We start from the raw sequence: 14,331 nt of genomic DNA on the forward strand, positions 1-14,331 counted from the left end.
GTGAAGCTCCCCATTCCTCAAATGGTTGTTAAGTTGATTTTGTTTTCCCTGGCCCTGTTTCTTCTAACAGGTGTCCTGAAAATATTATTTCCAGGACCCTGGTGGCATCAAAAAATTTGGGCCATGCTGACTTTCTTTACTCTTCTTACGGCGATGATTGGGTTTTTGGCCGTAAAGCTGATGAAGCTGGAAATATTTAATGCTGTATCTGTCATTTTGGGGGTCACAGTAATCAGGTTGCTTGGTAGTATTGGCTTCGTTTTTTTGATTTTATGGCAAGGAGATGAAAATTTACTTTGGTTTGTTGTTGATTTCTTTATCATTTATTTGTTGTATTTATTGTTTGATATCTACAGCTTAATAGCTAATTTGCGCCTTCATTCGAAATAGGCGATAAAAAATATTTTGATGTTCAGCAAAATAATCAGGTTAAGTTTCTTATTGTCAGTGATTTTACTGACTTTTTCAGGTGTAGCAGTGGCTGCATCAGGTGAAGATGAAGACAAGACAAGTTTCATCATGCACCATATTAAAGATTCCCATGAATGGCATTTTGCTACTGTTGGGCATACTCATATTACCCTGTCTCTTCCCGTCATTATTTATTCTTCGGACAGGGGCTTTGAATTTTACTCTTCATCATCATTTGTAGACCCGGAGACCCATCATTTCGGGGTAGAACACAACGGTTATTACATAGATGAGCATGATAAGCTACAGGCAGTCGACGAAAGCAGGTCTTTTGTGGATTTGAGTATTACGAAGAATGTGGCCATGCTGTTTTTGGTTTTGATAGTTACACTGTACCTGATGCTGTCTGCCTCCAGCCATTACAAAAAGCATCCCAATAGGGCGCCAAGAGGAATTGCCTCGTTTGTAGAACCTATTGTGGTTTTTGTAAGGGATGAAATCGCCTTACCCAATATTGGTCCCCGGTACAAAAAATTCACTCCCTATTTACTATCCCTTTTCTTTTTTATATGGATAGGTAACCTTTTGGGTTTGTTGCCAGGCGCTGCAAACCTGACCGGTAACATTGCCGTGACGGTAACGCTGGCTATGATTACTTTCTTTGTCACGAATTTTAATGGCAATAAAGCTTACTGGAAACATGTGGTAGCCACACCTGGGGTTCCTTTACCCTTATTGCTGATCATTGTACCTGTTGAAATAATCGGTTTGTTTACCAAACCTTTTGCCCTCACTGTCCGGCTTTTTGTAGCCATTACAGCGGGTCATATTGTCATTTTGAGTTTTATAGGGTTGATATTTGTATTTGAATCTTATGCCGTTGGTGTTGCTTCTACCTTGATGGTGGTGTTTATCAATGTGATAGAACTGTTGGTAGCAACGATTCAGGCTTATGTATTTACCCTGTTTTCCGCCATGTACATTGGTGCAGCAGTAGCTGACCATGGACATGAGCATTGATCGTAAATTTCTTTGTTCAATTTAATTAAATAAAAAACGAGTATGTTGACTTCTTTATTATTGACTGCCGGTTTTGCACTTATGGGTGCTGGCATCGGTGCCGGAATTGTAGCGATAGGCGCAGGTCTGGGTATTGGTAGAATCGGTGGACAAGCCATGGAAGGCATTGCGCGTCAGCCTGAGGCTGCTGGAAAAATCCAGACTGCAATGTTGATCATCGCTGCCCTTATTGAAGTGGTTTCCTTGTTTGCAGTAGTAGTATGTCTGCTGATTGCACTTAATGGCAACCTTACTTTCTAAATTTAAGTAAAGTGGACCGGCATTTGGCCGGTCTGCTCTTTACATTTGAACAAATTGATATTTAGCATAAACAACATACACCATGGATCTGATTAGTCCTGATTTAGGTTTGATTATCTGGCAAACTTTGGGTTTTGCCATTTTGTTTTTTCTTCTGGCAAAGTTTGCCTGGAAACCCATCCTTGCCGCACTAGAGGAAAGGGATGGGGCCATAGAAGCCTCCCTGAATGAAGCCGAAAAGGCCAAGTTGGAAATGGCTAATTTGGTAGCGGAAAATGAAAAACTGCTGCAGGAAGCCCGAATTGAGAGGGATGAGATCCTTAAATCAGCCAATGAGTATGCTGCCAAATTGATGGAAGATGCCAAAGGAGAAGCCTCCAAAGCAGGAGCCAAAATGATAGAAGAGGCCAAAGCCGTTATTGAAACGGAGAAGCAGGCTGCCCTGACTGACGTGAAAATTCAGGTTGCGGAGTTGTCGCTGCTGATTGCTGAAAAATTATTGAGACAAAACCTATCCAGCGAAGCTTCCCAGAAAAAATTGGTTGAGGATTTTGTGAAAGATATCAAATTAAATTAATCAATAGCGAATGTCTGCATACAGAGTTGCCTCCCGTTACGCAAAAGCATTGTTGGAACTGGCGGTAGAAAATAATGAACTGGAACAAGTGCACGGAGACATGTTGCGCATGTTGCAATACGCCGATGAAAGCCCCGAATTTTTGGATGCCATTCAAAGCCCGGTGATTTCCTCAGAGCACAAGTTAAAAGTGATTCATTCCCTTGCAGGAAAGCAGGCATCTCCCTTGATTTTGAAGTTTTTTGACCTTGTAAGTAAAAAAGGCAGAGAGGGAATCTTGCCAGAAATGGGCAGAGGTTTTCATCGCTTGTACAATGAACATCATGGTATTCAAAAAGCAGATGTGGTGGCCACCATTCAATTGGATGATGCCCTTCGAAAAGCTTTGAAGGACATTGTAAAGGAAGTTTCCGGTAAAGATAAAGTAGAATTAATAGAGAAGATCGATCCCAAACTGATCGGTGGGTTTATCCTGAGAATAGAAGACCGGCAACTTGATGAATCCATCAAAAGTAAGTTGCAACAGTTGCGCCTGGGATTTACTCAGAACCTCTACGAAAAGAAATATTAGAATTTTAGCTGTAATAAAAAATAATCCTATACAATAATGGCAGATGTAAGACCTGATGAAGTTTCGGCAATTATAAAAGAGCAACTTTCTGGTGCCAGGACCCAAGCGGAATTAGAAGAAGTAGGTACTGTACTCCAGGTTGGTGATGGTGTGGCCCGTATCTATGGGCTTTCCAAGGCACAGGCCGGTGAGTTGATTGAGTTTGAAAACGGATTGAAGGCCATGGTGCTGAATCTGGAAGAAGACAATGTAGGGGCAGTATTATTTGGAGATGCCAAATCCGTTCGGGAAGGTGATATTGTCAAAAGAACCAAGAGGATTGCCTCCATCAAAGCAGGAGAAGGCATGCTGGGTAGGGTGGTAGACACCCTGGGCACTCCGATTGATGGTAAAGGTCCTTTGGAAGGGAAACTTTACGAAATGCCTTTGGAAAGGAAAGCCCCCGGTGTAATTTACAGGCAACCTGTTAATGAGCCTCTTCAGACAGGTATCAAGTCCATTGATGCCATGATTCCAATCGGAAGAGGACAAAGGGAATTGATCATTGGTGACAGACAGACTGGTAAGACAGCGGTTGCCATTGATACCATCCTAAACCAAAAGGAATTTTACGATAAAGGAGAACCCGTTTTTTGTATATACGTAGCTATCGGACAAAAGGCCTCAACAGTGGCCAATGTAGTAGCTTCGCTGGAAAAGGGAGGCGCTCTTCCTTATACGGTTATTGTAAGTGCATCTGCTGCAGATCCTGCACCTATGCAGTTCTTTGCGCCATTTACAGGTGCTGCCATTGGGGAATTTTTCCGGGATACCGGAAAACCTGCACTTGTAGTATATGATGACCTCTCCAAGCAGGCAGTTGCTTACCGTGAAGTGTCCCTATTGTTGAGAAGGCCTCCTGGAAGGGAAGCTTATCCTGGAGACGTATTTTACCTTCACTCCAGATTGTTGGAAAGAGCGGCGAAAATCAATGCCTCTGATGAAATTGCCAGGCAAATGAATGATTTGCCCCCATCTTTGGCCCCCTTGGTAAAAGGTGGTGGTTCCCTGACTGCACTCCCAATTATTGAGACCCAGGCAGGTGATGTTTCTGCCTATATTCCTACCAATGTGATTTCTATTACAGATGGGCAAATATTTTTGGAAACAAACCTCTTTAACGCTGGAATCCGTCCCGCTATCAACGTGGGAATATCCGTATCCAGGGTAGGAGGAAATGCCCAAATCAAATCCATGAAAAAAGTGGCCGGTACCCTCAAGTTGGATCAGGCGCAATTCAGGGAATTGGAAGCCTTTTCAAAATTTGGCTCTGATTTGGACCCAACTACCAAAAGGACCATAGAAAGAGGAAGAAGAAACCAGGAAATACTGAAACAAGGCCAGTATTCACCTGTAAAGGTAGAACTTCAGGTAGCCATTATCTTTGCCTCTACGAAAGGATTACTGGATAGTATTCCTGTAGACAAAGTGCGTGCATTCGAAAAGGATTTTTATAATCTTATCACGGCACAATATCCCGAAGCATTGACGGCTATCAGTAAAGGTGATTTGGATACAACCGGAGAATTATTGAAAAAAGCAGTGGCTGAACTTGCACCAAAATATTCGGCTAAATAAAGTATATATCGGTTTAAAGGTATTTACAGAGGAGCAAATTAAATCATGGCAAACCTAAAGGAAGTAAAGGAAAGGATCAACTCGGTAAGTTCTACCCAGCAGATTACCAAAGCAATGAAAATGGTGGCTGCTGCAAAGTTGAGGAGGGCACAGGACAAGATCACACAAATGCGTCCATACTCCCAAAAACTTTCTGCCATCCTGAACAACATTTCTTCAGGAGCTGAAGGAAGTACTGACATCATTTATGCCAGGGAACGGCCGGTGTCTAAAGTTTTGATCGTTGCCATAACCTCAGACAAGGGGCTGTGTGGTGCCTTCAATTCCAACATCCTTAAGGCTTCCATGCTGTCCATTCAGGAAAAATATGAGGGAAAGCAGGTGACCATCATGCCTATTGGAAAAAAAGCATTTGACTTCTTTAAGAAAAAGGATTTTCCGATTATAAGTGACCATTATCAATTATTTGAAGATGTCTCCTTTGAGCCGGTAAAAAAAGCGGCTGAAGAAGTGATGAATGCTTTTGTCAATGGCACCTACGATCAGGTTCAACTTGTCTATAATGAATTTAAGAATGTTGCTACCCAACTGGTAGTCCAGGAACAGTTTTTGCCTATTGCCAAGTTGGAATCGGAAGAAGGGGCCAATCAAAGCAGCCAGGAATATATAGTAGAGCCTTCTAGAGAATATATTATCAAAGAACTGGTTCCCAACTCACTCAAAATTCAATTTTATAAAGCCATTTTGGACAGCAATGCCTCTGAGCATGGTGCCAGGATGACGGCCATGAGTAAAGCAACAGACAATGCTGCTGAATTGCTCAAAGAACTGAAATTAGTATACAACAGGACAAGACAGGCGGCTATTACCAATGAAATCCTTGAAATTGTGGCAGGTGCAAATGCACTTGAAGGAAATTAAACTAGGCTTTGCCAATACATAATGGGGGCCGGTTGATTGAATCAACCGGTCTTTTTGTTAGAACCCATAATAGTTGATTGCGCGCTTGGCTAAATTATGCTTACATTCATCTGAAATTTCTTTTTCCAAACCGTTGGGTTGAACAGGAATATAGAGAGGCATTAGTTATTTTCACATGAAGGTAGTCGGTGTACAGGAATTTTTGAAATTAAAAAAGGAGGCCATTCCTGTTTTGGATACGCGTTCACCTGCTGAATTTCTTTCAGGTCATATCCCTGGATCGGTCAGCTTTCCGCTTTTTAATAATGAGGAGAGGGCAACTATTGGCACCATTTATAAGCAGGAAAATAAGAAAAAAGCCATCAAGACAGGCCTGGAGATGATAGGGCCGAAAATGACGGGTTTTATTGAAAAGGCGGAAGCACTTGGATCCACAAGCTTGCTAATGCACTGCTGGCGGGGAGGAATGCGCTCCCAAAGCATGGCCTGGCTTTTGGAGCTTTATGGTTTTAACATACAATTGCTTCAGGGAGGGTACAAAGCCTTTAGAAATGCTCTCCTGGATTATTTTGACGCCCCTCCGGCTTTAAAAATCCTGTCGGGTGCCACCGGCTCCATGAAAACCAGTTTATTGCATGAAATGCAATCTCTGGGAGCTCAGGTAGTGGATCTGGAAAAGCTGGCCAATCACCAGGGCTCCAGCTTTGGGTATCAACTGAGTTCCGGACAGCCCTCAACAGAACAATTTCAAAATGACTTGTTTGAGGCATTTCTTCAACTGGACCAAAGTCAACCCATATGGCTTGAAGATGAGTCTTTTTCTATTGGTAAGGTAAAGTTGATTGAACCCTTGTACAGAAAGATGCAACTTTCTCCCCATTATCTGGTTATGTTGCCCAAAGAAGAGCGTATAGCAGTTTTGGTTGAATCCTATGGGAAAATTCCCAGGGAGAATCTGGTGCAGGCCACCTGGCAGATTTCAAAGCGATTGGGCCAGGAATCAAGCAGGGAGGCTGTTGAAAAAATTCAATCCGGAAAATTGGAGGAGGCGGCAGCGATCATTTTGACTTACTATGACAAAGCCTATAAAACGGGAATTCAAAAGAAAGCATCTCAGATTGTTGGCGAGTTTCACTTAACTATTGCAGACCTTCGGGAGATGGCCAAAAAACTAATCAATCATTAATTCAATGAACAAAAAAATGGATGCTGTCAGGTTAACCCAATACAGTCATGGTGCAGGTTGTGGCTGCAAAATAGCGCCCGCAGTTCTGGAACAAATCCTGGGACATGGGCAGGCTGCAAAAATAGAATTTCCAGGCTTGCTGGTCGGTAACGAAGAAAGTGATGATGCCGCTGTTTTTGATCTGGATGGTGTCACAGGAATTGTCAGCACCACGGATTTTTTTATGCCCATTGTAGATGATCCATTCGATTTTGGAGCCATTGCAGCCACCAATGCCCTGAGCGATATCTATGCCATGGGCGGGCGGCCATTAATGGCCATTGCCATATTGGGTTGGCCCATCGCCAGACTTTCGGCAGATGTGGCAGCTAGGGTTCTGGATGGAGGAAGATCCGTTTGCCATAAAGCAGGTATTCCCCTGGCCGGTGGGCATAGTATCGATGCCCCGGAACCCATATTTGGCCTGGCGGTGACCGGAAAGGTGGCTGTTGATCAGGTAAAAAGGAACAATACTGCCAAAAAGGGAGATCGGCTCTATTTGACCAAATCCCTGGGGGTAGGCCTGGTTACTACAGCAGAAAAGAAAGGTCTGGCCAATGAAGAAGATGTGTTGGCAGCCAAAAGGGCCATGCTGAGCTTGAATGAGGTAGGGGTAAAAGCAGCTGCCTGGCCTGAGGTACATGCCATGACGGATGTTACCGGCTTTGGATTGGGCGGACATTTGAGCGAGATGTGCAGGGGGAGTAAGCTTTCCGCTAAAATTGAGTTGGCAAAAGTTCCTGTATTTGATTTTGTACCCAAATACCTGGAATTGGAATGTATCCCGGGTGGTACCCACCGCAATTGGGAAAGTTATGGCAAAGGAATCCGGACAAAATTACCTGGCGACCGCCTGATTTTGGCTGATCCCCAAACCAGCGGAGGACTATTAATGGCAGTAGATCCCGCATTTACCAGGGAGTTTGAAAATAAAATGGCAGATGAAGGTTTCCTGCTGAAGCCATTTGGTGAAATGGTGGAAATGGGGGATTGGCTGGTAAGTAGTGAATAAAAACTTCCTGATGCCAGGTCATTGTATGGCTTTTTGTTGCAGCCTTATTTCAGTATCTGCTCCATTGCTGCAATAATTTCTGCTGATCTGGATTGTGCAGCGGGCAAAGGAACACCCTCCTTCATTCCTGGACGCTCATGCCCAATGTGGCTGATCCAGGCATCTTTTGAAATACGTTGTTTTTCTTCCACCAATGCCAGGATTTGCAGGCCTTGGGGGAATTTTCTGAAGGCGGGCTCCGGTAAGTCAGTGTCCAGGTTCTCTTGTTCTCCCAATCCTTTTAATAAGCTTTTGGCCATGATCCAATGTCCCTGATCTCCCGGGTGGATTCCATCTGCTGCAAGCACAAAATCCGGGTGGGTATCTCGTTTGTCTTCCAGGAATTTCCGCATGGGCCAATGCAGGTCGATTACCATCCAGTTTTGCGTATACTTCTTACTCATCAACCAGGAGGCATAGATGGCCAATGTATTGGCATAGGCGGCTCCCTTTCTTTCATCATATACAGGTGGAGTCAGGTGAATTATGGGGATTCCCCGATTTTCGGTTTTTTGATGAAGTTTTTCCTGCCCTTTCTTGTAGGCCTCAAAACGACCCTCGTCAAAAGGCAGGTAAATGCCATCATTCATACCATAGCAGGAAAAAATCAGGTCTGGCTTTACCGCTGTGAGAATTCTTTCCAACCGTTCATGCAAATCTGGCCTGGGAAATTTTCCTCCGGCATGCCCTTCTTCAGAAAGTCCGGATACCGTTTCACTGGGTAAACCTACATTGATAAAATCCCAGGTTCTTTCCGGATAGGTTAACCTCAGGTAGCTTTCCACATAACTCACATAGCTTCCCCCATAGGTAATGCTGTTGCCCAAAAACAATATCTTTTTAGCAGAAGGGGGAATGACATATGCCTCCTGAGCTTTGAGGGGAGAAAACAGCAAGCCAAACAACAAGGTGAGCAAGGAGAAGTGATACATGGAGGATTTTTCTTTGAAATATAAACCAATATATAAAAAAAATGCCAGGTTTTATATGTCAGCACCACTGGGTTTACCTGGCTGCTTTTTTTGACGAAGCCAGATAGAAAGTTTCACCAGATCCTCTTCAATGATTTCCCTTTCTGTTCTGTTTTGGTCCAGCTTTTTTTTCAGCTTTTTGAGTTGGAAATCAGGTTTTATGGCCAGCAAACGATAAAAAAAACTGGCAAAGATCAACCCTTGCCGTGCTTTCATGAGTAATGCCCGGAGCTTATACCCCCTGGCCAAATGGGAAAGTCTGGCCACTTTCACGATTCTCAGGGTACGTACAAAGGATACAAATGGCAACAATATGATGAGCAGGTCTATCCAGTTTTTCTTGATATAAGTGAATTTGTCATCGGAAATGGAAATGAGCAGGATAAATTCAAAAGCAAAAGCCAGCCAGATAAAACCCTGCACCATGTCCAGCACAAAAGATAAATCGGTACGAAGCCAGCTTTCCACCTGCTCATAAAATTGCCACTCTATCAGCAATACGGGAATGATCAACAAGGCGATGACGATCATCGGAATGGAAAATTGCTGTTTGAGCCGGTTGAATAAACCCTCATTGCATTTGGACCAATGGTGGTAGGGGAGCCAGGTTTTTTCCGGCTCCTCCATATGTCTTAAACCGATTCCCAAAGGTGGAAACAACAGGGTGAGCAACTTGGGGATAAAAGCACTTTGGGCAATTTTTGACTTTGTCCGTACGGAAAGATAAAGTATTATACAAAAATCCAACAGGTATATCAACCAAATGCAAGCATAAGCTATGGCCAATTTTCCTATAAAGGGATTGATCTGGAAACCCTGTTCGTCAAAGGAAAAATTATTGATAATGGCAGCAGTAATCAATAACATCAGCAAGCTGAGATAAAAACCAGGGGCAGCAGTCCATTCCTGATACCGGGTCAGTTTATTCAGGTTTTTATGTTTGAGTCTTGTTTTGAGAGAAAGGTCCCGAGTAGATTGGAGTTGGAGCAAAAAGGGATAACTTTTGGCCAATTCACCTATGGGCTTGAGCATGTCTGCTTTGATCAGTAAAGCCTCAATCTGGGCCAGAATATATGGATTTTCGCAGCGTTCAATGGCTGCAAAAAGGGAAGATTTCTTGTCCTTTGGCTCCTGATTCATAAATAACAATTGTTTGAGCGACAAAGATAAGCCCTCTACCATGCTTACCAAAATGGTACGAATAATCCTTTTAGGCACCCCTTTTTTTGGACCTCTGCAGCATGAGGGCGGCTTTTTCGCCGGACCAGGTTGCTGCCTTCCTGGAGGATTACCTACTCCGGCTATAAATTTTTGGATGAAGGAGTAAAAAATCATGCCTGTAACTATAGGTTTTGACAGAAAATCTGACTACATTTTGATTAAAATAGCAAAGCCATGAGTAAAGATAAGGGAGAAAAAAAGTCCGATAAAAAGAAACCTGCCAAAAGCATGATGGAAAAAAGAGCGGAAAAGAAGGCCAAGGTAGAAGAGAAAAAACGCAATGGTTAAGAGGTAAGGTAATCAAAATGCCTTTAAATTTTGGCTCCGGAATTAATTCCGGGGCTTTTTTTGTCCTTTTAAAATTACACAAATCATAAAATCAATAATAACCTGGAATCATGAAATTATATATAAGCCTTCTTTTGGCAGCAATATGCTGCAATTGGGCCCTTGCCCAATCCGATCCCTTAACAGTAGCTACCTTCAATATTCGCTATGATAATCCGAATGATGATCCCCATACCTGGGACAATAGAAAAGATGTAGTAGCCAACCTTATCCTTTTTCATGAATTTGATATTTTTGGTATTCAGGAAGGCCTGTCTCACCAGGTAAACGATCTGGATGTAAGGCTTCCTGACCATGATTTTGTAGGTGTTGGCCGTGATGATGGTGCTGAGGAAGGAGAATACACAGCCATTTTTTATAACAGGACAAAATTCAAAGTGCAGGAATCAGACACCTTCTGGCTGGCACCCGAAACGGATCACCCCAACAAGGGTTGGGACGCAGCCCTGCCCCGGATCTGTACCTGGGCCAAAATTACCTCAGTCAATGCCGGTCAAACCTTTTATGTTTTTAATACCCATTTTGACCATAGGGGAGTGGAAGCCAGGAACCAGTCTGCGCGGCTGATTCTGGAAAAAATTGAGGAAATCAATACGGAATCTTTACCCGTAATCCTTACCGGGGATTTTAATGTGGGTCAGGAAACAGAGGCATATCAGCTGCTAAGGACGGCACCCGGTATGAAGGATACCTTTGACGCCGCCGAAATTGTGTATGCCAATAATGGTACCACCAACAGTTTCGATATCACCACCAGCACCGAAAGGATCATTGATCATATTTTTGTCAGTGAAAAAATAAACGTTCAAAAGTACGGGATATTGACCGATACCTATCACAGCCGTTTCCCTTCAGATCATTTCCCCGTGATGGCTGTTGTTAATTGGTAAAGGCCAAAACACCTAAAAGAAAAACAGGCAGCAACCAAAGGGTTACCGCCTGTTTTTCTTTTTCCAGATTAAAAAATACCTGTCCGGAAAATCAAATCTATCCTTTTGGTTACTGATGGGTCAGGCCAATGCCTGATCCCATAAACCAGACCAATCAGACCGTCTATTCTCCTGGATAAAAAATACCAACCTCCAATCGACGTTTATTAAAGAATCAACCTAAAAAATTGTTCCTCCCTGTCCTGTCTTACCCTACGGCTCATTTCAACCCCACCAGCCAACTCAACTTCACCAACAGGAAGGAACCTGTAATTTGTTATCGATTAATTTTCTGATACAGAAGAACTCCAAATATTGTTTTTATCATCTCCTGAGATCATCTCCATGAATTTGCTCCAGGAGCTGAGACGTTTGCGGTCAACTTCGCGGTACATGACCTGCTTCTGACGGATTACGGCTATCAATTCCATTCCTGTTTCATGAGGAATGTTAACGGTTTCATCTCCGATCTGAATGTTTAGATTGCCATTGTTAGGATCTACCCAGGTTTTTAACTCATGGGTATTGGTTTCAAATGTGTACTTTAACATCTTGCTGTTTTTTTAGATAAAAATAAATGGATAAAGAAAATAGGGACCAAAATGGTCAAGGCAGAAGCTGTTTAGGCTGCCTTGTACTTCCGGTCTTTTAATGTAGTGTGATAGCCGTTGTTGTCATTTTTCTGACCGGCAAGCGACTCCATGAATTTGCTCCAGGAGCTGTTTTTCTTTCTTTCTATTTCCTGAAAGATGGTTTGTTTCTGACGGATTACGCCAACCATTTCCGCTCCGATTTGGTGGGGAATGTTTACAGTCTCATTTCCAATTTGGATGTTAAGGGATCCATTTTCGGGATCTACCCAGGTTTTCAATTCCCTCTCTGCTGTTTCGTAAGTGTACTTTAACATGATGCTGTTTATTTATATGAAAGAATATTTTATTTTTAGACTATCCGCTGTTACCCGGAATTTTAAGAAGGTAGAAGAATCTTTTTAGCTGTTTGTCCTTTTCTCTTCTTTGTCTTTATCGCTGTTTGATGATGCTAAGGTATATAAAAATTTTAAAACAAAAAACATTTTACCGAATTTAAAATACACTTTTAATGGTCTAAAAATAAAAAACCCTATTTTTTTGAAATTTTGGCCGATTTTGACTGATTTTTAATTTGAAAAAAAAATGAAATATTTTTTACTGAAATTGTTTCTACTCAAATTTCCTACTCCATTAAGGATCAGCCCTACAGGTTTTTCTCTTTTGAAATAGGCAGAAGAAAAGGATCATCACGATGGTAGCCGGATGCTACTATTGTCAGAAAGTTTTGGTTTTGTCAGACAAGGTATAGGAGGTGGGCACTTCCACCAGCCCGGTATGGGTAATAAAATTCCGATTTGGAAAGTCAGCAATCAGCTTTTACCGGATAGGATGTTTTCAGACATACCTATTTGGCGGTAATCCAATCGTGTTTTATGAAATTTTGAAGAAGGCATTAAGGATGCCGGCAAAAATTGATCATTTCCTAACCACCGCTAAAGTAGAAAGGATAGGATTTGTTTCTAAATTTGAATAAACTGCCATTCAAAAGTTGGTTTTTACCTTTAACAAAGGTATGATTTGGCTTTTTTAAGTACTATAAACTGCAATAACTATCTAATCAATATGAAGCATACAGCAAAAGATTCCAGAAGAAATTTTATCAAAGCCTCAGGAATGGCCACTATTGGCTTTATGGGCTTGTATCAATTCATGAATCCTGCCTTTTCTCGCACATCCAGCAAGGCTACTTTGGGTTATGGTCCATTAAAAAAGGATCCGGAAGGTATAATCAATTTGCCTGAAGGCTTTTCCTATAAAATTATCAGCCAGGCAGGTGATGCCATGGATGATGGCCTTACCTTGCCGGGTGTAGCTGATGGTATGGGGGCTTTTCAGGGAAAGAATGGAAAAGTAATCGTGGTCCGAAACCACGAGATAAGCCCGGATGCTTTGCAACATTCAGGCTTTGGTGCTAACTATGAGTTATTGGATAAAGTAAATAGAAAAGATTTTTATGATTTCGGGAAGGGGATTTTACCTGCATTAGGGGGCACCACAACCTTTATATATGATGAGGGCACCGGAAAAATGGAAAAGCAATTTCTTAGCCTTGCGGGAACAGTGAGGAATTGTGCGGGGGGTATTACGCCCTGGGGGTCCTGGTTGACTTGTGAGGAGAGCACCCTTAAGAAGGGAGATTATGAAGACCGGTTAGAAATGGATCATGGGTACGTATTTGAAGTGCCGGCTACCGAGGAGATTAGCAGAGCTGTTCCCAATCCTATCAAAGCCATGGGAAGATTTAACCATGAGGCTGTGGCCATTGATCCGGCTTCGGGAGTGGTTTACTTAACAGAGGATAGGGGAGATGGAATATTTTACCGGTATGTCCCCAAGAGTCCCGGGAAATTAAACAAGGGGGGTAAATTACAAGCCCTGGCCATTCTGGGAGAAAAAAGCCGGGACACCAGGAATTGGGAGGATAGTGAAGGCCCTGAATTTCCCCTAATGGAAGCCAAAAAGGTTTCCTGGATAGATATTGAAAACGTTGAGTCACCAGAGGATGACCTGAGATTCCAGGGCTTTGACAAAGGAGCCGCTGTTTTTGCAAGAGGTGAAGGTATCTGGTGGGGAGATAAGGAAGTTTATTTTGCCTGCACAAATGGTGGCAAAATCGGAGCAGGTCAGGTTTTCAGATATGCGCCGAGCAAGTGGGAAGGTAGTCCGGAAGAGGAAAAGGCACCTGGAGAATTGACGCTATTTGCCGAACCCAATGATCGGGAGATCCTGAAAAACTGCGACAACCTGGCTGTGGCTCCCTGGGGGGATGTCATTTTGTGTGAAGATCACAAACATCCGTTTTTAGTGGGCATTACCCCAAAAGGCGAGTTGTACCATCTGGCAGAGAATGTAGGTTATGCTTCCGAATTGGCAGGAGGAGTGTTTTCTCCATCCGGCAAAACCTACTTTGTCAATATTCAGGGTCCTGGAATTACGCTGGCCATTACCGGGCCCTGGAAAAGTTGACCTATAGGCTTTTTAAAAAGATGAAAGACCGGGGCGGCCACGTTCCGGTCATTTTTATTTTAGGCTGGACAATATTTAAAGAAGCCCAATTTCGAAGAGGTGCATTTAGT

Annotated in this window: 14 protein-coding genes; 10 read left to right on the forward strand and 4 right to left on the reverse strand. The window is 42.8% G+C overall.

Going from position 1 to position 14,331, the window contains the following annotated elements; genetic code table 11:
- The first annotated feature begins 408 nt into the window (after nucleotides 1-408).
- The 8 genes from atpB (at nucleotide 409) to selD (ending at nucleotide 7,654) form a co-directional block, all read left to right on the forward strand.
- Nucleotides 409-1,431, forward strand: coding sequence for a F0F1 ATP synthase subunit A (atpB, locus tag G9Q97_RS00205; RefSeq protein WP_166141974.1), 1,023 nt, complete (start codon nucleotides 409-411; stop codon nucleotides 1,429-1,431).
- A 42-nt stretch (nucleotides 1,432-1,473) separates the two neighbouring features.
- On the forward strand, nucleotides 1,474-1,731 hold the full coding sequence (atpE, locus tag G9Q97_RS00210; RefSeq protein WP_010854327.1) for an ATP synthase F0 subunit C: 258 nt from the start codon (nucleotides 1,474-1,476) through the stop codon (nucleotides 1,729-1,731).
- Nucleotides 1,732-1,813: 82 nt separating this feature from the next.
- A complete protein-coding gene (locus G9Q97_RS00215) occupies nucleotides 1,814-2,308 on the forward strand; it encodes a F0F1 ATP synthase subunit B (RefSeq protein WP_166141976.1) in 495 nt (164 codons plus the stop codon).
- Nucleotides 2,309-2,318: 10 nt separating this feature from the next.
- On the forward strand, nucleotides 2,319-2,879 hold the full coding sequence (gene atpH / locus G9Q97_RS00220) for an ATP synthase F1 subunit delta (RefSeq protein WP_166141977.1): 561 nt from the start codon (nucleotides 2,319-2,321) through the stop codon (nucleotides 2,877-2,879).
- 36 nt (nucleotides 2,880-2,915) lie between these two features.
- Nucleotides 2,916-4,496: a F0F1 ATP synthase subunit alpha gene (gene atpA, locus G9Q97_RS00225; protein WP_166141979.1), complete on the forward strand. Its 1,581-nt coding sequence runs from the start codon at nucleotides 2,916-2,918 to the stop codon at nucleotides 4,494-4,496.
- Between the two features lie 45 nt (nucleotides 4,497-4,541).
- Nucleotides 4,542-5,417, forward strand: a complete 876-nt coding sequence (gene atpG / locus G9Q97_RS00230) for an ATP synthase F1 subunit gamma (protein ID WP_166141981.1) — start codon at nucleotides 4,542-4,544, stop codon at nucleotides 5,415-5,417.
- A 175-nt stretch (nucleotides 5,418-5,592) separates the two neighbouring features.
- Nucleotides 5,593-6,603 carry a tRNA 2-selenouridine(34) synthase MnmH gene (mnmH, locus tag G9Q97_RS00235; protein WP_166141983.1) on the forward strand — a complete coding sequence of 337 codons (1,011 nt, stop codon included), beginning with the start codon at nucleotides 5,593-5,595 and terminating at the stop codon, nucleotides 6,601-6,603.
- Between the two features lie 16 nt (nucleotides 6,604-6,619).
- A complete protein-coding gene (gene selD, locus G9Q97_RS00240; protein WP_166143414.1) occupies nucleotides 6,620-7,654 on the forward strand; it encodes a selenide, water dikinase SelD in 1,035 nt (344 codons plus the stop codon).
- A gap of 44 nt (nucleotides 7,655-7,698) precedes the next feature.
- Here selD and G9Q97_RS00245 read toward each other — a convergent pair whose 3' ends face one another.
- Together G9Q97_RS00245 and G9Q97_RS00250 are read right to left on the reverse strand one after the other, a co-directional pair.
- Nucleotides 7,699-8,625 (reverse strand): SGNH/GDSL hydrolase family protein, encoded by a 927-nt coding sequence (locus tag G9Q97_RS00245; RefSeq protein WP_166141985.1) that lies wholly within the window; start codon nucleotides 8,623-8,625, stop codon nucleotides 7,699-7,701.
- A 51-nt stretch (nucleotides 8,626-8,676) separates the two neighbouring features.
- Complete coding sequence (locus G9Q97_RS00250; RefSeq protein ID WP_166141987.1) at nucleotides 8,677-9,999, reverse strand: ion transporter; 1,323 nt, start codon at nucleotides 9,997-9,999, stop codon at nucleotides 8,677-8,679.
- 284 nt (nucleotides 10,000-10,283) lie between these two features.
- Between G9Q97_RS00250 and G9Q97_RS00255 the strand changes: the two genes are divergently transcribed.
- Nucleotides 10,284-11,123: an endonuclease/exonuclease/phosphatase family protein gene (locus tag G9Q97_RS00255; protein ID WP_166141989.1), complete on the forward strand. Its 840-nt coding sequence runs from the start codon at nucleotides 10,284-10,286 to the stop codon at nucleotides 11,121-11,123.
- Nucleotides 11,124-11,446: 323 nt separating this feature from the next.
- Here G9Q97_RS00255 and G9Q97_RS00260 read toward each other — a convergent pair whose 3' ends face one another.
- Together G9Q97_RS00260 and G9Q97_RS00265 are read right to left on the reverse strand one after the other, a co-directional pair.
- Complete coding sequence (locus G9Q97_RS00260; protein WP_073092592.1) at nucleotides 11,447-11,713, reverse strand: hypothetical protein; 267 nt, start codon at nucleotides 11,711-11,713, stop codon at nucleotides 11,447-11,449.
- A gap of 71 nt (nucleotides 11,714-11,784) precedes the next feature.
- Nucleotides 11,785-12,069 (reverse strand): hypothetical protein, encoded by a 285-nt coding sequence (locus G9Q97_RS00265; protein ID WP_166141991.1) that lies wholly within the window; start codon nucleotides 12,067-12,069, stop codon nucleotides 11,785-11,787.
- Between the two features lie 748 nt (nucleotides 12,070-12,817).
- Between G9Q97_RS00265 and G9Q97_RS00270 the strand changes: the two genes are divergently transcribed.
- The gene (locus G9Q97_RS00270) at nucleotides 12,818-14,221 is read left to right on the forward strand and encodes an alkaline phosphatase PhoX (RefSeq protein ID WP_166141993.1); all 1,404 of its coding nucleotides are present in this window, start codon (nucleotides 12,818-12,820) and stop codon (nucleotides 14,219-14,221) included.
- The last annotated feature ends 110 nt before the right edge of the window (nucleotides 14,222-14,331 follow it).

Origin of the sequence: Cyclobacterium plantarum (assembly GCF_011290685.1) — a bacterium.
In the GTDB taxonomy this organism is placed as follows: domain Bacteria; phylum Bacteroidota; class Bacteroidia; order Cytophagales; family Cyclobacteriaceae; genus Cyclobacterium; species Cyclobacterium plantarum.